20 protein-coding genes and 1 pseudogene are annotated in these 20105 nt (G+C 44.7%); 12 read left to right on the top strand and 9 right to left on the bottom strand.

Annotated elements, in window-relative coordinates; translation table 11 throughout:
* Both mnmH and ACVA53_RS07285 read left to right on the top strand, forming a co-directional pair.
* Window positions 1–1095, top strand: coding sequence for a tRNA 2-selenouridine(34) synthase MnmH (mnmH, locus tag ACVA53_RS07290; RefSeq protein ID WP_255040042.1), 1095 nt, complete (start codon window positions 1–3; stop codon window positions 1093–1095).
* Window positions 1096–1243: 148 nt separating this feature from the next.
* Window positions 1244–3232: a DNA topoisomerase III gene (locus ACVA53_RS07285; RefSeq protein WP_255040041.1), complete on the top strand. Its 1989-nt coding sequence runs from the start codon at window positions 1244–1246 to the stop codon at window positions 3230–3232.
* Here the strand turns inward: ACVA53_RS07285 and ACVA53_RS07280 are convergent.
* Window positions 3229–4782, bottom strand: a complete 1554-nt coding sequence (locus tag ACVA53_RS07280) for a GGDEF domain-containing protein (protein WP_255040040.1) — start codon at window positions 4780–4782, stop codon at window positions 3229–3231. The genes ACVA53_RS07285 and ACVA53_RS07280 overlap by 4 nt on opposite strands.
* A 474-nt stretch (window positions 4783–5256) precedes the next feature.
* Between ACVA53_RS07280 and ACVA53_RS07275 the strand changes: the two genes are divergently transcribed.
* Entirely contained in the window at window positions 5257–5634 is a 378-nt protein-coding gene (locus ACVA53_RS07275) for a hypothetical protein (protein ID WP_446504811.1), read from the top strand.
* Window positions 5635–6588: 954 nt separating this feature from the next.
* A complete protein-coding gene (gene traT / locus ACVA53_RS07270) occupies window positions 6589–7356 on the top strand; it encodes a complement resistance protein TraT (RefSeq protein WP_446504810.1) in 768 nt (255 codons plus the stop codon).
* Window positions 7357–7400: 44 nt separating this feature from the next.
* Here the strand turns inward: traT and ACVA53_RS07265 are convergent, their stop codons facing one another.
* Both ACVA53_RS07265 and ACVA53_RS07260 read right to left on the bottom strand, forming a co-directional pair.
* Window positions 7401–8219: an ImmA/IrrE family metallo-endopeptidase gene (locus ACVA53_RS07265; RefSeq protein WP_446504809.1), complete on the bottom strand. Its 819-nt coding sequence runs from the start codon at window positions 8217–8219 to the stop codon at window positions 7401–7403.
* 329 nt (window positions 8220–8548) lie between these two features.
* A pseudogene (locus ACVA53_RS07260) lies at window positions 8549–8674 on the bottom strand (short-chain dehydrogenase); the annotation flags it as partial.
* Between the two features lie 69 nt (window positions 8675–8743).
* Between ACVA53_RS07260 and ACVA53_RS07255 the strand changes: the two are divergent.
* The 6 genes from ACVA53_RS07255 (at window position 8744) to ACVA53_RS07230 (ending at window position 14117) form a co-directional block, all read left to right on the top strand.
* Complete coding sequence (locus ACVA53_RS07255) at window positions 8744–10342, top strand: recombinase family protein (RefSeq protein ID WP_446504808.1); 1599 nt, start codon at window positions 8744–8746, stop codon at window positions 10340–10342.
* A 397-nt stretch (window positions 10343–10739) separates the two neighbouring features.
* On the top strand, window positions 10740–11009 hold the full coding sequence (locus ACVA53_RS07250; RefSeq protein ID WP_446504807.1) for a hypothetical protein: 270 nt from the start codon (window positions 10740–10742) through the stop codon (window positions 11007–11009).
* A 114-nt stretch (window positions 11010–11123) separates the two neighbouring features.
* Window positions 11124–11417: a hypothetical protein gene (locus ACVA53_RS07245; RefSeq protein WP_446504806.1), complete on the top strand. Its 294-nt coding sequence runs from the start codon at window positions 11124–11126 to the stop codon at window positions 11415–11417.
* 342 nt (window positions 11418–11759) lie between these two features.
* Window positions 11760–12185, top strand: coding sequence for a hypothetical protein (locus tag ACVA53_RS07240; RefSeq protein WP_446504805.1), 426 nt, complete (start codon window positions 11760–11762; stop codon window positions 12183–12185).
* A 151-nt stretch (window positions 12186–12336) separates the two neighbouring features.
* The gene (locus ACVA53_RS07235) at window positions 12337–12750 is read left to right on the top strand and encodes a hypothetical protein (protein WP_446504804.1); all 414 of its coding nucleotides are present in this window, start codon (window positions 12337–12339) and stop codon (window positions 12748–12750) included.
* A 371-nt stretch (window positions 12751–13121) separates the two neighbouring features.
* Complete coding sequence (locus ACVA53_RS07230) at window positions 13122–14117, top strand: hypothetical protein (protein ID WP_446504803.1); 996 nt, start codon at window positions 13122–13124, stop codon at window positions 14115–14117.
* Between the two features lie 293 nt (window positions 14118–14410).
* Here ACVA53_RS07230 and ACVA53_RS07225 read toward each other — a convergent pair whose 3' ends face one another.
* A complete protein-coding gene (locus ACVA53_RS07225; RefSeq protein ID WP_446504802.1) occupies window positions 14411–14998 on the bottom strand; it encodes a recombinase family protein in 588 nt (195 codons plus the stop codon).
* A 750-nt stretch (window positions 14999–15748) separates the two neighbouring features.
* Here ACVA53_RS07225 and ACVA53_RS07220 point away from each other — a divergent pair.
* Window positions 15749–16852, top strand: coding sequence for a hypothetical protein (locus ACVA53_RS07220; protein WP_446504801.1), 1104 nt, complete (start codon window positions 15749–15751; stop codon window positions 16850–16852).
* Between the two features lie 577 nt (window positions 16853–17429).
* Here ACVA53_RS07220 and ACVA53_RS07215 read toward each other — a convergent pair.
* From ACVA53_RS07215 to ACVA53_RS07205, 3 genes are read right to left on the bottom strand one after another with little or no spacing between them, the layout of a single operon-like run.
* Complete coding sequence (locus ACVA53_RS07215; protein WP_255045452.1) at window positions 17430–17594, bottom strand: hypothetical protein; 165 nt, start codon at window positions 17592–17594, stop codon at window positions 17430–17432.
* Between the two features lie 2 nt (window positions 17595–17596).
* Window positions 17597–18043 carry a hypothetical protein gene (locus ACVA53_RS07210; protein ID WP_255045451.1) on the bottom strand — a complete coding sequence of 149 codons (447 nt, stop codon included), beginning with the start codon at window positions 18041–18043 and terminating at the stop codon, window positions 17597–17599.
* 48 nt (window positions 18044–18091) lie between these two features.
* Window positions 18092–18244, bottom strand: coding sequence for a hypothetical protein (locus ACVA53_RS07205; protein ID WP_255045449.1), 153 nt, complete (start codon window positions 18242–18244; stop codon window positions 18092–18094).
* Between the two features lie 335 nt (window positions 18245–18579).
* Between ACVA53_RS07205 and ACVA53_RS07200 the strand changes: the two genes are divergently transcribed.
* Window positions 18580–18708: a hypothetical protein gene (locus ACVA53_RS07200; RefSeq protein WP_255042001.1), complete on the top strand. Its 129-nt coding sequence runs from the start codon at window positions 18580–18582 to the stop codon at window positions 18706–18708.
* A gap of 39 nt (window positions 18709–18747) precedes the next feature.
* Here the strand turns inward: ACVA53_RS07200 and ACVA53_RS07195 are convergent, their stop codons facing one another.
* Both ACVA53_RS07195 and ACVA53_RS07190 read right to left on the bottom strand, forming a co-directional pair.
* Window positions 18748–19092: a hypothetical protein gene (locus ACVA53_RS07195; protein WP_446504800.1), complete on the bottom strand. Its 345-nt coding sequence runs from the start codon at window positions 19090–19092 to the stop codon at window positions 18748–18750.
* Between the two features lie 270 nt (window positions 19093–19362).
* The gene (locus ACVA53_RS07190; protein WP_446504799.1) at window positions 19363–20058 is read right to left on the bottom strand and encodes an SDR family oxidoreductase; all 696 of its coding nucleotides are present in this window, start codon (window positions 20056–20058) and stop codon (window positions 19363–19365) included.
* Window positions 20059–20105: the final 47 nt, after the last annotated feature.

The following is a 20105-nucleotide window of genomic DNA, read 5'->3' as shown; positions in this document are numbered from 1 at the left end:
ATGTCTCGCCCTAATTGCCAAGATTTCCGCCAGTTGTTAATCAACGATACGCCGCTGATGGATATGCGTGCGCCGGTGGAGTTTGTACAAGGTGCTTATCCTTCTTCCCGTAACCTCCCTTTGATGCTGGACGAAGAGCGTAAAGCGGTAGGGACATGTTACAAAGAACAAGGTCAGGAAGCGGCGATTGCCCTCGGCCATGAATTGATCAACGGCGAGGTTAAAGCCGAGCGAGTCGCGCAGTGGAAAGCATTTTGTGAGGCTAACCCAAACGGCTATCTGTATTGCTTCCGCGGCGGTTTACGTTCGCGTATTACCCAGCAGTGGCTGAAAGAAGCGGGTATTGATTATCCGTTTATCGAGGGTGGCTACAAGGCGCTGCGACGCTTCTTGATCGAGACTATCGATGATGTAGCCACCAAACCGATGACCTTGATTGGTGGTAATACTGGTTGTGGCAAGACGATCATGGTCAATGAGCTTGCCAATGGGATCGATTTGGAAGGCGCAGCAAATCATCGTGGTTCGTCATTTGGCCGCTATGTATCAGCTCAGCGTACCCAGATTAATTTCGAAAATGTGCTGGCGATATCCATGCTTAAGAAGCAAGCAGCGGGCGTGTCGCACTTTGTCTATGAAGATGAAGGGAAGATCATCGGATCGGTCGGCGTGCCTTTGCCTATTGTCCAGGCGATGAAGGCTGCACCGATAGCGATTGTTGATGATCCACTCGATGTCCGACTGGAACGATTGCTGGACGACTACGTGGTTAAGATGCAACGTGATTTCTGTACTGAATTCGGCGAGCAAGAGGGCTGGGAGCGTTTTACCCAGTACCTTGAGCACGGTATGTTCAGTATCCGCAAGCGCCTTGGCTACCAGCGCTACGAGAAGTTGCTACTGGTACAGCAGCAGGCTATTAAGGTCATGCAGTCCAGTGGTGAACTGTCAGGTCATTATGACTGGCTTAGCTTGCTGCTCGAGCAGTATTACGATCCGATGTACACCTACCAGCTAAGCAAGAAGGCAGAGCGCATTGCCTATCGTGGCGAATATGCCGATGTTAAAGCTTGGTTGGCAGAAAATTGCGCTTAAGCTCATAAGTACAAGCCCAGCACCAGTGACTGGGCTATTTTTTCACAACGTCAACCTGTATCTATATCCAGTATTTTCTTGTTCTCACCGCAGTTTTTTCTTATAGTTCAGCCAATACTTGCCAACGTTATTCAACTGAATTCCAACTATGTCTCGTCTATATATTGCAGAAAAGCCCAGCCTCGGGCGTGCCATTGCCGCCGTGTTGCCTCGGCCCCACAAGAACCATGACGGTTATATTGAAGCGGGCAACGGTGATATCGTCACTTGGTGTATCGGCCATTTACTCGAACAAGTCGAGCCGGATGCGTATGACGAGAAATACAAAAAGTGGAATATCCTCGACTTGCCGATAGTGCCGCAGCAGTGGCTGTTGACGCCCCGTAAAACAGCCAAGAAGCAGTTGGGAGTGGTAAGGAAGCTCTGCAAGCAAGCTGGGGAAGTGATCCACGCGGGTGACCCGGATAGAGAAGGCCAACTGTTAGTGGATGAGGTGATTGACTACGTCAATTTAGCCCAAGGAAAAAAAGCGGCGATGCAGCGGCTATTGATTTCCGATCTCAACCCTGCCGCAGTGAAGCGTGCGCTGGGGAAACTGCGTAGCAACCGCGATTTTATTCCGCTGTCAGTATCGGCACTGGCCCGCTCCCGTGCCGACTGGCTGTATGGCATGAACATGACTCGTGCTTATACGTTGCTTGGCCAAAAAGGAGGTTACCGAGGGGTGCTATCTGTTGGCCGAGTACAAACGCCGGTACTGGGCTTGGTTACCCGTCGCGATGATGATATTGCCAACTTCATACCTAAACCCTTCTATGAGCTTTTTGCCTTGATCCCATACCAGCAGCAGGAGATCCGTGCGAGGTGGAAACCGAGTGAATCGTGCAAGCCTTGGCAGGATGAAGATGGCCGGATACTCAACCGCAAGCTTTGTGAAAACGTGGTCAGCCGAATAAAAGGCCAGCCAGCAGAAGTCACAGCGTCCGAGCGCAAGGAAACCCGTCAGGCACCGCCTTTACCGTATTCATTGTCGGCCCTTCAGATTGATGCCGCTAAGCGTTTTGGTATGAGTGCGGCTGATGTCCTAGCAACATGTCAGTCATTGTATGAGAAGCACAAAGTTATCACATATCCACGTTCTGATAGCCGCTATCTGCCAATGGATCATTTCAAGCAGGCCGGGGATGTTTGCCAAGCGATTGCTAACACCGATAGCAAACTATTGAATGCGGTTGAAGGGGCCGATACCAGCCTGAAATCAAAAGCCTGGAATGATAAAAAAGTCGATGCCCACCACGCGATTATTCCGACCCCTAAATCAGTCAATAGCGCGAGCCTAAGTGGCGGTGAGCAGAAGGTATATCAGCTGATCGCAAGGCAATACTTGATGCAGTTTTACCCGGCTGCGATATACAGCGAAGCCAAGTTGGAGTTCACGATAGCTGGTGGGTTGTTTGTTGCGCGCGGTCGACAGTTGATGTCAGCTGGATGGCGTGCATTACTGGGGCGGGATGAACCGACAGATAAAGAGGCCGATTTGGCTGATAAAGTCCCCCCGCTTGAAAAGGGAACGGTACTAACCTGTCGTGATGGTGAGATCCTGGACAAGATGACCGAACCGCCAAAAGCCTTTACTGAAGCAACCTTGTTACAGGCGATGACGGGGATCGCCCGCTTTGTCTCTGACAGTTCGTTGAAAAAAATTCTTCGCGATACCGATGGCTTGGGTACGGAAGCTACCCGAGCCGGGATCCTCGATATTCTGTTTAAAAGGCAGCTATTGATGCGCCAAGGCAAAAGCATCCACGCGACAGAGGCGGGCAAAGGCTTGATCTATGCCTTGCCAAATGAGGCGACTTATCCGGATATGACGGCACACTGGGAGCACCAGTTGCAGGATATGGCCGATAAAAAGTGCGCTTACAAGCCTTTCATGGATGCGCTGGAAGTGCAGGTCACACAATTGATGGAAAAGGTGAAAACCAGTGAGGTTCCCCAGAGCCTACGTGACTTGAAGTCACCAGAACCATTTAAGAAGCGCCGTTATAGCAAAGGTAGCGGTAAGTCGCCAACGAGAAGCTCTTCTTCTGGTAAAGTCCGTTCCCCTCGTCGTCGTGCTCCGAAAAAAACGGACTAGGGAAGTAACTCGTGATTAAAATCGTTAATGTAGTTATTCATGAATAGCTGATTACGGCCGCAGGATTTGGCTTCATATAGTGCATTATCGGCGAGTTTGAAGAAGGTATCGGCTGAATTATTGTCCGAAGGCGTGAGAGTGCATCCGCCAATACTGATGGTGACAATGTCGGTAGTGTCGCTATTTTGTGTTCTCCTCGGTAGAGCGAGCTCCCTGATGGCTTCCAGTGCCCGTTCGGCCGCATATTGCGCCGCATGTTGGTCTTGGCCAGGCAGTAGCAAGACAAACTCTTCGCCGCCGTAGCGGGCAAAAAGCGCGCCTGCCCGTCGCTCTAAAGGGGCCAGCGTCGCAGCAATCATTTTTAAGCACTGATCGCCCGCAGCATGGCCGAAGCTATCGTTATAGTCCTTGAAGTGGTCGACATCAATAATCAGTAGCGAAATTGGTAGGCTATGTCGTTCGGCCCGTCGCCACTCATCAAAAAAACGTTCATCAAACTGACGGCGATTGGCCACTTGAGTTAGTGAGTCTTCGCGGGAGACTTTTTCTAGTTTTTCGTTGGCCTGCTGCAAAGCTTGGGTTCGCTCGGCTACTCTTAGCTCCAGTTCGGTATTGAGCTGGATAAGTTTCTCTTCAGCTTGGCGTCTGACCAAGTGTTGGGAGACAATGAAGGCAAATTGCTTGAGTAACTGGTGCAAATGGGTCGGCAGCGGCATCCCACTGAGTAAGTTATCACAGGCTATCCAGCCAATCGGCGTATCTTCATCCCACAAAGTTATATAGGCACTCCAGCCGAATCCGACCACCATGAGGTTATGGTACAACGGGGTGTTTTCCTCAATTGCTAAGTATTCTTCGTTTTTCTGTAGTGGATTTACCGAAAACCACAGGTCAGGAATTTCCGTCTCAAAATAATGCTCATTGACTGTATTCCCATGAACATCGGTACCATAAGTACCTTGCATTCGGTTGCCAGGTTTGAACAGGAATATCGCCATCCTGTCGATGTTGAGTTGCTTTTTGGCTTCATCAACAGCAGTAAAGAGCATGCTGTTGAGCGAGTCGGCACGCCATAGCCTGAATGAGATGTCATGCAGGGCTTGGAGCTGTTTCTGCAAGCTGTGCTGTTCGTGCTGACGAATTTTGAGCTCCCGCTCAGCAATACGCCAGCTGCTGTGCTTATCTTGGATGATGGCATCAGTCATCGAGGTACTGAGTTCAGAGGCAAGTAAAACACCCAGAAAGCTGAAGTCCTTGGCTTTAAATTGTTTGGATACCCTATTTTGGGGAAAATCGGCAATGAAGCAGCCGATGATCGTCGAACGCCTTTCTAAGGGGAGATAAAGGCGGTAGGTATTGTTTAGCTCGCGAATAGTAGCCACTTGTAACCGCACGGCTTGAGTGACCTGATCAAATGGAAATATCTTGGTTTCTTGGTATTCAATTGGTGGGGATTGGTAATTGATCCCTGCATTATCTACGGTTAGCAGTATTTTCCATTCAGAGCCGTCTACGACGACCAAGGTGGCATCTTGCACGGAAAAGCTCAACAGTAGGTTCCTGCAAATTTGTTCACAGGTTGCCCTTAAACCGTGTGACTTTCCTGAAAGGGAGATCACCCGATCGTAAAAGTCTTGAATGTGTGAACCTTGCGCCAAGTGACCTTCCCAAATAGTTGATATTAATTCGTGTCATTACCACACTGCAGCTCCCAAGGAACTCCAGTTGTTGTGTATCCGGTATAGTTTTTGGTTGAGTGAAGTCGTAAATGCAGCTTGTGACGTACTATTGTTACGAATTTTTTACGATAAAAGGCTTATGGGTATAGCAAATTAGCGCTTTTCTAACGATTGGTTGACGAAAATGCGACGAACTACACGGATAGGTGTAACTGGCTAATTGCTCAGCCAGCTAAAAGTAAGAGGGTATTGTAGAAGTGGTATGGGGCTAAGTCGTTGCAATAATGGTTACCAAGGCACATCACGGTTACCAAGGTTAATCGTTTACCACGGCAAATAGTTACCTTGATAATCCATAAACAAACCGAATCGGATGTTGTCCTTTACGGGAAGACCCAAGGCCATACTGGTGGAGATGAGTTACTTGATAAAAAGTACTCAGTACCGACCAATGATATGTTCTATACATACAATGGAAATAACACCTTTACCATCACCGGGCAGGGGCGATGCATAACTACTGCAAAAGCATTGAACTTCGGATTGGGTAATGAAGATCAGTTGAACTACGACGTTATTATTCAGGAATCAACGTGTGTGACCGACGAGCACTCGACAGGTAACTTATTCATCGAGATTTATGATTCTATGTACATGTTAGGGGGTACGATTCAGCTTAAACATCGAAACACGCTCTTTGCTGGCATCGTCAGGAAGGATTAAATAAAAAAGTGTATTGACTTAAAAGTCACACCACCAGCGAAATAGATGTTGGTGGTGTGGCTCATTTAATAATCAATGAGTTACGTATAAAAAGTATCATGGTCAACCAATTATTACGCAATAATACCACCTCCACTTTAGTGATACTGTGTTTTCTTATTTCTTCATTATTTTATCTTCTTGGCGTGGTGTGGGTTCCTGATAAAGAGTTCTTATGTATATTGCCACCAAATAATGCAAGCAACAGGTAACCAGCGACGTGCAGAAAATTTATCTAGTGTCGATTGAATCTCATTGCGCATTCTTTAACGTTAAGGATGAGGAATCGGCACTATAATGGCCATAGTTCAGTCCTCTGCATGGGTGGATTTTGTTGCAGTAACTGTTCGGATAGCACAATTTAGACTGAGCTCAATTTATTGAAAGAGCTAATATTAGGAACAGCTATTTAGTCATAAGTGGCTAGGGAGTATAAATCCAAACATATCTGGAAGATTATGAGTGAAATTAATATAGTTCGTTGCTGTCATTTAGATTAAAAATATATCAGTAATGTTAATATGCTCAGAAATTAAAGATAATCCATAATTAAAAAATTATTCATATTGATCTAACCTCTCATACCTTAAGTAATCAATTTATTCTGTTTCATAAAATGATGTACCGCTCATTCGTAACAAAAGGTCGAGGGTGCGAATAATTGCTTTTAAATCAATGTTATATTTTACTTACTGATAAAGGACATACTTTACTTATGCGCGATACGGCCTGAAAGTGATGATCTTTATTCCACTTAGTTATCACTAAATAAGCTAAAGCTCACAATTACCTTTGAAAAAAAATAAAAATGACGGTTTGGGTTTGAATCAAAGTCACCTTCATGAATAAATAAAAACACTAAAACAACAATACTTAATTAAACCTGAATACGGGAAAAAATAAAAAGGAAAAAAAATGAAAACTGTGAATATGATGAAAGGACTTGTCATTGGCACAATGGTTACACTATTAGTTGGCTGTGGTGCAATGCAAACTGCAATGACAAAACAAGATTTAGTAATTGAATCTCAGGTTGCTGGCGCGGTGGTACTAGAACCTGTAGCTCCGGCTAAACGTATCGTATATATCAGTGTGAGAGATCTGACTGGTAATAATATGCGACGCGATACTATGCAGAAGCTGAAAAGTCAGCTTGCCCTTGAAGGGTTTGTTGTTACTGACGACCCTGATAAGGCAAACATGATGATCAATGCTTCTGTTATCCAAGCTAAAAATACATCGAAAGAAGAAGCATATGGCTATTTATCTTCAGGGTTTGAAGGAGCACTTATCGGTGCTTCAACAGCGGCTGTACTAGGTGCAGATGGTCGTTCAACTGCAGGCGCTGGGCTTGCCGTGGCAGCTGTAGGTTTCCTTGCTGATACTTTAATTGAGGACACCTACTTTACATTTGTACTTGATGTTCAGGTCCGTGAACGCCCTCTAGATGGTGATAAGAGCGTAACACGCTCTGCTTCAGCCAATGCTTCATCATTATCAAACAGCAACAGCACGGTTGCATCAACACGTGTTAGTAGCATTGAGCGTGGTGAAAACTTCAATTGGCTGGTTCATGAAACACGCATTGTAACTACTGCGAATCAGATGAACCTTGATATCAATGATGCAATTCCAGTTGTCCAAGATAGGACAGCAATGACACTGACTGAACTTCTTCTTTAAATTTATAAACTCCATATTGCATAAACACTTCCCGTAATTTGACGTCAATCATTGGGGTAGCCTTGGCTATCCCTTTTTTTTCTGAAGCCTATCAGTACGTCACTAGTATCATGTGTAAAACTCGTTAATGTCTTTGCCCTAAAGCCAATCATATGCAGTAATAATTGAGACGCCTTTGCATGTGATAAATCAGAATATGCGAATTGAGCAGCAAAGATATCCGCATAGGTTTCCATATAATACCTTAGAGTGTCTTCATCGACTGTTGTATCTTGAGAAATATAGTCGTATACAGGCGACCCTTTAACACCAGCAAGGGCATGGCCAACTTCATGAAGTAGGCTAAATGACACTGCATCTTGTAACACTTGTTCGTTTGGCCATTTAAACCGGGTGAGTGTGTATTCGTCATATACAATCACTGCGAATCTTTCATGATTGGCATTAAAGTTAGTCAAATCATAGAATCGAGTACCACGGGTTGAATTGGTTCTAAGTTCTTTTTCTGTAAATGACATAACTAAGTCAGCAAATTCTTCATCAGCTATTCCTTCTATGGTTGTTGATATATTGGCTACTGACTTTTGGTTAACCTCACTTCTTAAAAAAGTGATTTGTGAGATGATCAAGAATGTAAACCCATTAAGATAATCAGGAGTGTATAGAGTGATACCGCTATTATTTATCTCCTTTTTGATCTGATCCATATCAGAAAAAGCATTGTGGGTTTTAATATCATAAACAACGTAACTGTTGGTAATATGGTCAAATTGCGACGCAGTTTCATTCGCAGTTTGCAAACCCACACATCCACACAAAGTGTTAAAAATGACGGATAGAAATATAACTCTCTGATATGGCATCAATTGCATCCTTTGCTGAATGGTACGAGCAAAAAGTTGCAAAAATTAAACCGGTTGGCTGTTTAATATGGATCAATAATGAGAAATTTATGTTGTGGTAGATGAGTGAATTGGAAAGAACTAAGGAGTCCATTGTACAGGCTCCTATTACAGTCCCGGATGCGCCAGCATAGATTCAGCCATTGTTAGCCCGTACATCAAAGCCTACCTCTATCAGTAGGCTAATCAGCAGCAAGTCGCTCGGACTCCCGGATAATATTAATTAAAGGTACTAACAGAATAGTTAAAACCCAATCTCTATTATTAATTTGGCAAATTAATATCGACTTTTACCACGGCAAATAGTTACCCTGATAATCCATAAACAAACCCGAATCGGATGGGGTGAGGTTATCGATGACTTTTTTCAGACCTGCGGCGGATGCCTGAGTATCGATTAGGGCATTGGGTCCGCCAAACGTTAGGAAGTATGCACCTAGTGATATATAGTGGCTGCAAATGGATCATCCAAAGGAGTATTAAGGATGCCAATGATTTACAGCTACAGTCGTATATCGAGCGTTAAGCAAAAAAAGGGAACAGGCTTAGCGCACCAAAAAGAAGCCATTAAACTCGAAGAGCTATCTCAAAAGTACGATTTGCCTATATCGAGTGAAAGCTTTGTTGATGATGGTAAGTCAGCATACCACGGTGAGCATCTTGATGGTGCACTCGGGCGTTTCATTGATGGAGTGAAAACAGGGCAGGTGAAGCCTGGTTCAATATTGGCTTTGTTTAGCCTAGATCGATTGTCTCGGCAAAATATTGTTGCAGCCCAGAGCTTGTTTTTAAAGCTGATTGAAAGCGGTATCCGGGTTTATTCAGCCATTGATGACAAGCTTTATGGCGAGGGTAATTCTGACTTTACCGATATATTGCTTAGTATGGTCTACCTTGAGCGCGCTCATAATGAGAGCCTGCATAAATCCAACCGAACGAAAGGAAATGCTTTAAAGCTAATTGCAGAGCATCAGAAGGGGGGGCGTTCTGAAAATGGTCTGGCATACGCAATTCAATCGGTTGGAACACATGTTTGGTGGTGTTTAGTTGACCCGGTAACTCGTGAGGTCAAAGAGCATGAAGTTTACTTCGATGTCGCCAAACATGTATGCATGATGATTCTCGACGGCTATGGCACTGGGCGTATTCTCGATTATCTTAATGCCAATTTTCCGCCACCAGCCACTCGAAAGAATAAAAAGAGTGAGGGGTGGACGTATGCCAGTATTACTAAGATTCACCAAAACCGCTCGTTGATAGGAGAACGAGCGATCACCATCGATGGGCAGGAACACACCCTTGCTAATTACTATCCACCAGTGCTTTCTGAAATGGAGTACTTCCGGTTAGTTGATGCTAGGCAGTCCCGTAAAAGGCCAAGAGGCTCAGATAAGCATGCAAACTTCATCACAGGTATTGGAGTGGCTAGGTGTGCGCTTTGTGGGGCACCGATTGGTAGTTACCGAAATCGGCATGGCAACATAACCTATAACTGCTTAGGGAAAACTCATAGGAAAACAAACTGTAAAGGTTGGACTTGTGCTGGTGCCCACCTTGAAAGGGAAATCCTGATACATAGTCGTCTGAGAATGAGTAAGTTCCGCGTTAATAAGCCTAAGGATGATGAAATACATACTTTGAGCAAGCAAATAGCCGACACGGAGAGCAAAATTGAACGCCTAGTTGAGTTAGCAAGCTTGAGCGGTGATATTGCGCAGATAAGCCTGAAGCTCAATGAGTGTAAAGCGACCAAGAAAGAGCTAGAAGGTAAATTGGCATTAGCGCAAATTAATGTTGCTAAGGTAGATGGTGATCTCAGTGAACGATGGAAAAAAGTAGCCGATGACGCACTTGACACCTCGAACTATGAAGCAAGGTTAGAGGTGCGAGAATTAATGCAACGGGCTGTTAATGAGATAAAGGTTTGGCCGGTATCGGCGAAAGGGCATAAAAGGAGTTTTGTGGCGAAGCTTGTGTTTAATGATGGCTTTGAACCATATTCCGTAAGCTTTGAATCATCAAATAAACGGTATGACCCATATCAGGAGGAGAAGCTAACAAAAGGAAAGGTTTATAACGGTTGAAACACGTGAGATGACTTAAGTGCGGAACATACGTGCTTCATAGCGGGTGTAAAGCTCCATATAATTGATGGGTGGAGCTGGCTCGGTGCGTGACTAATCATATAAAAATGCCTTGCAATCAACGCGGTAGCGCCGTGCAAGCTCCGCAGAGGGCGTGACACCCGTTGGTGACCCCTCCTATCCTCAGTCTATCTGCCCGGGCGGGTAGTGCAAGCCGCCGGATACACAGTTCCATCTTCCCATCGACGAGTCCCTAGTATTTTTTTGGACGCGGGTTCAACTCCCTACCTGGAAGTAGGGGGGTTAACTGCTAATGTTGCTGTAAGGGAGTTGTAAAATTTGTTAAAGTATAAGTAATGCTTATAAAACAATGGCTTATTGATATGTGGTAACGTCGATGCTAGTCTTCATTGTATGGTTATTAACTGAAGAAATAGCAATGGGACAACGGTTTTCAGAGGATACAAAAAAACAGTGTGTTAGAGATTTCATAGTTATGGACGGTGAGTTATCAAAAGCTGCATTTGCAAGGCAAGTTGGATTTGCCGAAAGTACGGTTAGGGGCTGGATTACGCTGTATGGCAAGGAGGTTGAGAGAGGGATAGCTCTGGAGAAAAAGATAAATCAAGCACGAGCAAATGTTTACGAACAGACTACATGCTGCTAGGTTCGCAAGATGCCGTATACTTTTAATGCATGAAATTCCCTTATAGTAAGTGGAAACTTATATTGAATTACTTCGCTGAGGACCCCTTCTAGGTAATGTAAACCTGGAGGGTAAATGAAAAAGTTAAAAAGGCAGTACCATGGTCGTCAAGAGTACAATAGCCGATATAATTCGGGGTGGGCACTGTACCCGAGAGTCCGAAACCGGATATTCAAGCATTTCTCAACCAAGCAGGAGCAAAGCTACTACTTCTTGCACCAAGTGGAATGCAAAGGCTATCCCATCAAGCTCAGAGCAGCGAGGGGGAGGGCATTAGCGAACCCGTGGGATGACTACCGCTCGGATGTCTATGAGCTAGCCAGATGCTGGAAGCATAATTCTAAGCGACGGAAGCAATATTACAGATAACCTGTGAAAGCCCTCTTGTAGGGCTTTTTGTTTTCATGTGAACTTGATCGTTCGGTTAAGCTCACTTATGCCCCAAAGTTTGTTAGCAGATTTTCAATGGGAGTACTTTTTCTTGAATTTACCACTTGCTAAATTTATGACTCATTAGAATGCTGAGCCTGTCCATACAAGCTTATTGCTTCAGAAGACCTTTTGATAAAGATGGTGACGATATGTTGATTTCTTCAACATATCACACAGTATTCACACGAAAAATTACTTACATTTAGTTAGCTATGCCACAATTCTTTGAGTAAATTTGATGTGATAATTTGAAAATTGTCACTTGGAAAGGGGAGTCAAGTGAAGGCTGCATATAAGTATACAATTACCTTGTTGTTGATGTTGGTATCTGTAGTAAGTTACTCTGCAACTAAAGACGAAGTTATGAGGTTAGGCTTTAGAGAGCAAACAAAGCCAATGATTTTATCGAACTCTGAGGTAGTACAAATCGAAGGCTTAGCTAAAGTTTGGGCTACAGAGACTAAAGCATGGATTTTAATTATTAATTATCGTACTGACACTTTAGAACTCGCAGAGTTGAAAAGAAAAGCAGATCTTATTTGGGAAAAGTTTAAACCTATTGTTGAAAAGGAGGGGATGAAATATGCAGGTATTCACGCCAAGAAATACCTTATTCCAAACCCAACTCATGATACTAATTTTGTTGGACATAACTTCATATTAATGCAGGGTATGGATGATGAATGGATGTTTTTAGAACACTAGAAAGTGCTAGTTAACAAGTGTCTCAATTGGGCAATAAACGCATTGCACTTTCATCATATTTCTGGTTTGTCTTTTTGTTGGTATTCAGAGGCTTAGTTGTTGCTTGTCTCTCACCTTAATAAGAGGCGATAGCTAAAGGGAGATTAGCAAGATGAAGTTTACCGAGAGTACATTTACATTGTTCTCATTTATTCTAATAGTACTTGGTCTTTCCAATTCAGTGAGTTATTTCTGGCAGTTCGGTATTATTAACCCAATATACTTACTATATTTAATGTTTGGTATCGTCGCATGTTACTTTACTTTTAAAAGAAAAACAGTTGGACTTTGGTTGTTTATTATCTTCTTTCTAATTCAAGTTGTAAGGGTGTTCAGCCCAGAATTTAACTATAACTTCACGACAGGCTTATCAATGTTCTTTTCTTATTATGAGGGGGATAGGTACACACCACCTGCAGAGAGACGAGGTTTTGCAATTAACTTCTTATCTGTAGGCATGATAATTTATGCTGCTGTTCTTTTAGGGTTCCGTCGTCGAGATAAGTCGGGTGAAAATCAACCTTAATACAGCACATTTCGGTATTGGTCTGTGTGTTTATACAGAGATGTATTGGCTTGGTATGGCGACACCACTTTGCCATATCAAACCTAATCAATAACTTTCTAAATTAGCAAAATTCCTGACACAGAATTGTCCAGCTTCGTGCCAGGACTCATCCTGGCAAACTTCTGCCCCTAACTTTGTTACGAATATTGAGGCTAATCATAATAACTTCTTATGCTTTAGATCCCATGAAAAACTCTTGTTCTGCTACTCAAAACAAGTGATTCACCTTAGAAATCTACAAATAGTTACAATAACTCAATGGCTTACCGCTTGTTATGCCTGTATAAGCATAGCTGTCATTTTTGATCACTAAGAATACACGGAAGTATATGATGAGTAAGGGATTATTTGCTATTACAGTAGCGTCAACTATTTTAGTTGGCTGTGCAAGCACACAAAGTCATGATGAGCTTTTATACTCAAACCAGTTTTCGCATACTCATTCTACTGAGCATAGCAAGGCTATGAATATCATGATGAAGGCCTACAACATCGAGCCTAAGAACCCAAATAACCTCGATGAGTTTACCGGTGACTATCATAACCGATTGGCTCGCCGCAGTAACATTACTAGTGGTACATTCACCGCAATGAGTTTGTTAAGCGGTGCGAGTATAGGTAGCAGCCTGCTTTCTGGTGCAGCAACTACTGTTAATGATCAAATGGCCACACCGATTAAATACCACTCAGTAATACGTTCTATTCCATTAGATTCTCATGATGATCTTGATAATGTTAGGAAGAGAAACAGGCAAGAAGTTCTAGAGTCATTAAAGATATCCCTGGATAGCCTTGATTATGACACTACTCATTATCAGTATGAGCTTTCACGTTATATGAACGGTATGTCTGGATCTTACCCAGAAGTGCTCGATTTATTTGTACGAAATGACATTGAACAATGCCAAGAGTTCCATATTAAGCTTGAGGATGGAAGCTTTACAAACTTTGATATAATGCGTTCTAAAAAGCAGCGAGATTTCTTTTTCTCTTGTGCAATAGTCGTTGAAGATACTGGGTCGCGACTAGTCAATACATACAATGACTCAACTAATGAATCACAGCTAAAATATGTATGGACTAATTGGACATTACTAGATGTTTCTGGTTCGTGGCACATTGAGGTTTATAACAATTTATCCTTGGACAACGCTTATCTATATTCACCGTCATACTATTGGCTAACATCTCGAGCAAATTGGGGAGAGGTTGATAAGAGCACGTTGGATAGAGCCATGGAACACGGGGTCATCACACCAACACCGATACTAAAAATTCTTGATGGTTCAAATTCTGTTTTGCCATTCTCTCTCGATGACGTTTAATCGATAGCTGGAGCTCTTCATCAGCTTGTCCTGATGGAGAGCTTTATCTTTTACTGAGCGCTAACGGAAGATACCCATCTCACAACTTAATATATGTAGCGTCAACCTCTGAACAGTCAACGACTAGACAGGCATGCCTTAGCTGGACTTTGGTTCGTTTCCCCAAAGTCAGCTTATCTGAAGTTGCTAAATTCGAAAATCAACCCTAACGCGTTTTTGTCCAAAAACGAGTTAATACTGGTAGTTAACTATTGGTAGTTAACTATCCTGAGGTGGCCATATTTTGCTTACCATCACGTCGTCGAGGGCTGCTTGTTCCAATGGCGCTTTACTGTCGCTATCCCCAATCCAAGCTGCTTAGCGGTCAGGCCCTGCGATAAGCCTTCTGCCTTGCATTGTAAGACTTTTTCGGTCGTACCGGTTGCTACAGGGCGCCCTAGCTTCTTGCCTTGCGCCTTGGCCCGGTTGAGGCCCTCCTGTGTCCGCTCACGGATACGATTACGCTCGAATTCGGCAAAGGCCGAGAACATCTGCAGCATCAGCTTGCCCTCGCTGCTGGCCAAGTCGGCCACGGGGAGGTCGAGGCTGACCACATTGATCCCCCGCTCGCCCAGTGTCCCTATCGTCTGCTGGACATCGATATTGTCCCGCCCGAGGCGATCCAGCTTGAGCACGACCAGGGTATCGCGCGGCTCCAGCTTGTGGTCGATGAGGGTGCGGAACCCCTCGCGCTGCATGGCAGGGACACTGCCGGAGACCTGTTCGGCCACCACGCGGTTATCCGGGACGGCATAGCCGGCGCTGCGGATGGCAAGGGTTTGGTTCTTCGTGGTCTGCTCGACGGTGGAGACTCGGCAGTAGGCAAAGGTGCGGTGGGACATGGCAGGGGACCTCGGTTGGTATCATATATGTAGTATCACTATAGTTCAGGTATCAAAAAGTGCTTGGGGTATTTTTATGATACCGGTAGGTCCGTCACTCTTGGGTATCATTAAACGGTTGTTTGTTGATACCTGTTCATGATTACGGTTTCAAAGGGGGGAGGTTAACAAAACAAGTAAACGGATCGAATGTAGAGCGGCAGTCCCAACCTTCCATTACCTGACGCTGTTGTTTACAACCGGGGGAGACCATGTAGCCCTGTTAAGGTGAGCAATGCAATACCGAAGTTTTTGGTGTAATAGGTTGATTTTTTCAACATATCACTATCTTCTATATCAAAAAGTTGTTTGTCAGCCTCATTAGGTATGGTTGTAGGTTAAGCCGCATTGCTATACTCATAGCTAAACAGGTGGGTAAGCGTACGACTTTCAGGTTGCAAGCCCATCAAAAAAGCAGGAAGTCTCTGTGAGCTACTTTGCACTTTAAAAAAATAATTCCCCCTCGGCATTAGCGTTGTTTTCTCTGCATTCACTTCTAACGTTTCTTGTCTGATATGGCTTCATGGGGTACAAGTATAAGAATTTTAAATCAAGATCTTATAGGTAATTGTTAATAGATTGCTTTATGTTTTTGGTGTAGCGTAGATGTAGTTAATGGCAATGTGGTCAATAGCTACTTGCTTGAGGTTCTGAAGGTAGAGTTGGCCTTTAGGTGAGTTGGGTTACGTATCACTTTACAGGGAGTAATTGATGCAGAATGTAGTTACCCAAAACGGACATTTTCCCGAAAGGGATTGCGATAAATCAACCATTGAGAATGGCGCAGAGCCAGTAAGGGCGGGCAGTGAGTCGCTATTAGCGGTGCAGCTTAAATATCTTGAATCAGTAGGGGCGATCAGTAACACAATTAATAAGTTTAATAAACGCTATATCACTCCCTTACAAAGCGCAGACCGTAACAAGGTTGTTCACAGTGCTCCTCTGCTAGAGCAACACTCGCAAGAGGTTTTCTTATACGAAGATGAGTTTAATAACCGGCATTACTTTACACACGTTTATTACCAGCCTTCAAAGTATCTCCGCTACTCTCCAGCCTTCCGTTTATACGCAATAGACATCTTCAAGCAAGCCAAAGTGCAGCGTGGTACGCCAGTTCATGTCACGGTTCAGCTTAGTGATGAGGTGATAGCTGATGCGTTAAACACACCAAACGCAGCCAATTACATCAAAGACCGGTTATGTGGCTCACATAAATCTGGCTGCGGCTGGAACAAGGCGTTTATGTTGGTGATTGAGAAGGGAAAGGTCGCGAAGCCTGACCTTGAGTTCATTGAGGACGAGCCTAAGCGTCTATCTCGGCACCTACATATGCTGACTTGGATACAAGATGATGAGCAACAGCTGCGGGATTGGTGCAAACGCATCTCAAAAGGCTACAACAAAGCAGTATGTGTGTTGCCGACCTGGACAAGGAAGCGTGGCTACAATGTCGACTACATGCTTGAGGAAGAGCAGTTTGGCCCTATACCTGCGGAACCTAACCATGATAACGAGTATTGGGCTAACCAGCACCGCAAAGGTGATCATGTTTACTGTACATTGCCCGTCGATCTCGGGTGGGTTGACTACATCAGCAAGGACATCGCTAACTCCAGTGGGATAAAGCTTGTGGCAACGTACGGTTTAAAGCATAAGGCGTCCCTCAAGAAGCAGTTGAGGGAGAACACGAAACTATTCCGCCGGTATTTTCCGGACAACACCCATACCACAGCCCAACTAAGTATTAAGCAGAAAAAGAAGATGGTTAAAGACTGCCGGGAGCTGCGGAAACGAAAGCAAGAAGAGCTCTATTAAGCGCCCAGCGGGACTTGTCGTTGTTAGTGTGGATAGGTGTGCGGAGAGTGCTAAAAGGCAAGCTGCGGGCTTTACAGGGCGCTATAGCGTTGTTTTTCCTGAGTGGCTAGTGTGCTTAACATGAAGCCGGTGTAGGTTGAGACCTGCGGTTAATGGTAGCAACGTTATTCCGCGGGTTAAGGTGTCCTCTCGGTATATGAAGGAGATACGTAAGGGCATAGCAGCATATACCAAAGGCGAGTAGGGGCGTCGCCAAAAAGTGGAAGTCCTAGAAGCAGTATAAGGTCGGCGGGGGTGCTGTCATTGAGTTTGCCGCGATTTGAAATGACCTTATAGAGGCGCTAATTACTTTTATTTGGTTTTATCTATTGATGTTAGAACACTGATAACCTAAAGCTATCAATATTAGGGCTTTTTCGGCTATCGCTTGATTCAAAAGCAAAACCGAATCCAACAAAGCCCAGTGTTAACGAGGAGAGGGGGCTGCAACACATTAACAGCCCCCTCTTAACCCGCGGCTATTGTCGGGTGTTGTTATATCTAGTTGAGCTTGAAGATGCCGGCTAGCTTGATAAGGTTATTTGTAATCAAGCACATGTTTACCTTGGTCGGTATATGCGAGCTTGATGGCTGCCCCAGTATGCATCGATGTCTCATACAAGTTGCCGTCAAAGTCTTCTCGTACCACGCTGGTCGAATGGACCTCGAAGCTATTTTCGTGGGTAATGGCAAACTGGATCACCTCTACCAGCCCAGCCGTACCAGATAACCGGGTTTTCTGTTCATTTCATCTAGCGGGTAGCCATAATCATCAATGCGCTGTTGGTTGATGGCCGTTTGCTCCTCATAGCGCTGGCTCTCCCTCACAAGCCGCTGTTGGCATCGCTCACGGTCACAGGTCTGGCGCGGCATTGTCCGTAAGATGCAGTTTCGGATATCCGAGTTGTACTGCTTGTCAGAAATGGTGTGGAAGGCATCGCTATTGGAAGGGGAGGTATTAAAGTGGTTGATTTCATCATCCGTTATCGTGGCAAGGAAATCTAACTGGCTGTCATATTTGGCGGCATAGCCTTGGTTCTTCTTAATTTCCCCGTGCCAGTATTCTATACGGCTGTCGATGGTTTCTTTGTTGCGGACTAGCTTTGCTTCATGGCGTGTAGCGAGCTCGTTCGACAGTACAGCTCTATTCAACCAGCTCCCGCCTATGTTATCCGTCTTCTCAGCCCAGCTAGTAGCTACTCATACTTTGCGGGTATCGAGGGCCTGTGCCACTGTCAGGGACGGATCGTCATGCAGTATACCCTCCTTGACCAACTTAACGTTTGACTGCCCACCGCAACCGGCCAGCAACACACTACTGGCGAGTAAGCCAAGTGCCATTGTCTTTTTCATAGGATCCTTTGCTTGTCATTATGTCGCCCTGTGTTGTTCGGGTGGTTATCTCTTAGTGGAAACGACTAACTAGAGGTAACGCTTAATTCTGAAGCGTTGTGAAGGAAGATTGGAAATAGTGCCTAGAGTCTAGACGTTACTGAATCCTTGACTTAATCTGTACCGTTAGCCTTGAGCTTCTTTATGGGGCTTAGCGAGAGGTGTTGGTAAAGAATGGAAGCCCTAGGAGCAGAAAAAAGCCGGAGGGGGTGTTGTAGTTGAGTTTATAGCTATCTGAACAAGCCTTATAGATACACTGGACTGCTTTGACTCGCTAGGAAATGATTTGCCTTTACTTGAAACTACAGATGATGGCCGAAGAGTTTGATGTCGGCATTATTGAGTTTACCGAGGACGATATCGTCCGTGATGAGTTCGTCAAAAAATACATCAAGACGAAAAATCGTCTTGGCATTGCAGCGTAGTTTGCATCTCCAATAAGGGGGCTATCACGCCCCCATTTTTTAAAGACACTTTGCATCCATTGTGTAAGAGCCGCGACCGATAAACGAAGATTCAGGCGGAGCAATGAACGTTTCATTGACTATTTCGATATCTTGGCACTGTTGGCGATATTTATGCTTTAATATCCAAATCCTATCTTCTTGTCTCCTAATGTCTAAACCTCCCATAGCACTGACAACTCTCATGGTCGCTTTAATGTTATAGCCTTCGACCGCCGCCACACTGTCGGGCAATTGATAACTTTCTATAAACCCATGTCTATTCCAGTGATAATAGGTATCAGGTTTGCCGACGCAGCCTGTCATTAATACTACTAAGCCTATTGATAATAAACATTTTTTCATAAGCACCTCCCTGTACTCTTATAGAAACACAGAGAGGGTGGGATTACGAGTATGACCAGCTGGTAAAGTGACCTCGGTTGTAGTCAGCATGAATAAAGCCGTTGGCGAAGCCGAACGCATCAAAACCTTCTTCAATCAGAAGTTTAATCAGCAGCATGCGGTCGCGCCCCCAGCCAACCCTGATGTCAAACGCCGTGCCTTTATGGAGAGTGCCAGAGGGAGGTTTAAGCCTTATCGGAGAGTAGATGTGGGGCTAAGCGACCCTAAGTCTTACCATGGTAAATAGTTACCTTGGTAGTCCATAAATAATCCAGAGTCGGCTACAGTTAGGTTGTCTATAACCTGCTTGATCCCTTTTGCAGCTATGGGTGCAGATATTTTGGCATTGGGTCCGCCCATTTCGGTTTGTACCCAGCCTGGATGAAGGGCAACCGCAATAATACCTTCAGGTAACAGATCGTTGGACAGGCTCTTGACCACAGAGTTGAGTGCAGCCTTGGAGGAGCGGTAGATATAGCCCCCGCCACTGGTATTTTCGGCCATGCTGCCAACTTTTGAGGAGAGACAAGCAATGACACCGGGCGAGCCTTGTTTGAGTTGGGGATAAAAAGCCTCGGTAATTTTTAATGGTGAAATCGTATTGATTTCAAACACTTTCCGCCATTCATCGGCATCGGTGTTACCAAAGCCGTATCCTTTGGGGCCGTAATAACCGGCGTTATTAATAAGGAGATCCAGGTTAGTGGCTTCCATTGATTGCGCTAGGTGCAAAATCGCTTCATGGTCGGTGACATCCAGCTCTACGATGGTTAGGTGAGGAAATATGTTTTGCCTGCGGGTCAGCTCACTTGCGCTGGCAATGTCACGGCAGCAGGCATACACCTGCCAGCCAGCCTCTAGGTAGGCCACGGTGAGTGCCAATCCCACACCACGGTTTGCCCCGGTTATTAAGACGGTCTTACTCATGTTATTGTCCTTAATACACTGCTTTGAGATATAAGATAGCGGAAGTA

This window comes from Photobacterium sp. DNB23_23_1, from assembly GCF_052873815.1.
Note: the sequence above shows the minus strand (reverse complement) of the source record. Positions and strands in the feature narration are given on the sequence as shown.

Excerpts from the sequence above, each read along its gene's own strand:
- mnmH (WP_255040042.1), top strand. The coding sequence starts at position 1 with ATGTCTCGCCCTAATTGCCAAGATTTCCGCCAGTTGTTAATCAACGAT.
- ACVA53_RS07285 (WP_255040041.1), top strand. The coding sequence starts at position 1,244 with ATGTCTCGTCTATATATTGCAGAAAAGCCCAGCCTCGGGCGTGCCATT.
- traT (WP_446504810.1), top strand. The coding sequence starts at position 6,589 with ATGAAAACTGTGAATATGATGAAAGGACTTGTCATTGGCACAATGGTT.
- ACVA53_RS07265 (WP_446504809.1), bottom strand. The coding sequence starts at position 8,219 with ATGCCATATCAGAGAGTTATATTTCTATCCGTCATTTTTAACACTTTG.
- ACVA53_RS07255 (WP_446504808.1), top strand. The coding sequence starts at position 8,744 with ATGCCAATGATTTACAGCTACAGTCGTATATCGAGCGTTAAGCAAAAA.
- ACVA53_RS07250 (WP_446504807.1), top strand. The coding sequence starts at position 10,740 with ATGCTAGTCTTCATTGTATGGTTATTAACTGAAGAAATAGCAATGGGA.
- ACVA53_RS07245 (WP_446504806.1), top strand. The coding sequence starts at position 11,124 with ATGAAAAAGTTAAAAAGGCAGTACCATGGTCGTCAAGAGTACAATAGC.
- ACVA53_RS07235 (WP_446504804.1), top strand. The coding sequence starts at position 12,337 with ATGAAGTTTACCGAGAGTACATTTACATTGTTCTCATTTATTCTAATA.
- ACVA53_RS07230 (WP_446504803.1), top strand. The coding sequence starts at position 13,122 with ATGATGAGTAAGGGATTATTTGCTATTACAGTAGCGTCAACTATTTTA.
- ACVA53_RS07225 (WP_446504802.1), bottom strand. The coding sequence starts at position 14,998 with ATGTCCCACCGCACCTTTGCCTACTGCCGAGTCTCCACCGTCGAGCAG.
- ACVA53_RS07220 (WP_446504801.1), top strand. The coding sequence starts at position 15,749 with ATGCAGAATGTAGTTACCCAAAACGGACATTTTCCCGAAAGGGATTGC.
- ACVA53_RS07205 (WP_255045449.1), bottom strand. The coding sequence starts at position 18,244 with ATGAAAAAGACAATGGCACTTGGCTTACTCGCCAGTAGTGTGTTGCTG.
- ACVA53_RS07195 (WP_446504800.1), bottom strand. The coding sequence starts at position 19,092 with ATGAAAAAATGTTTATTATCAATAGGCTTAGTAGTATTAATGACAGGC.
- ACVA53_RS07190 (WP_446504799.1), bottom strand. The coding sequence starts at position 20,058 with ATGAGTAAGACCGTCTTAATAACCGGGGCAAACCGTGGTGTGGGATTG.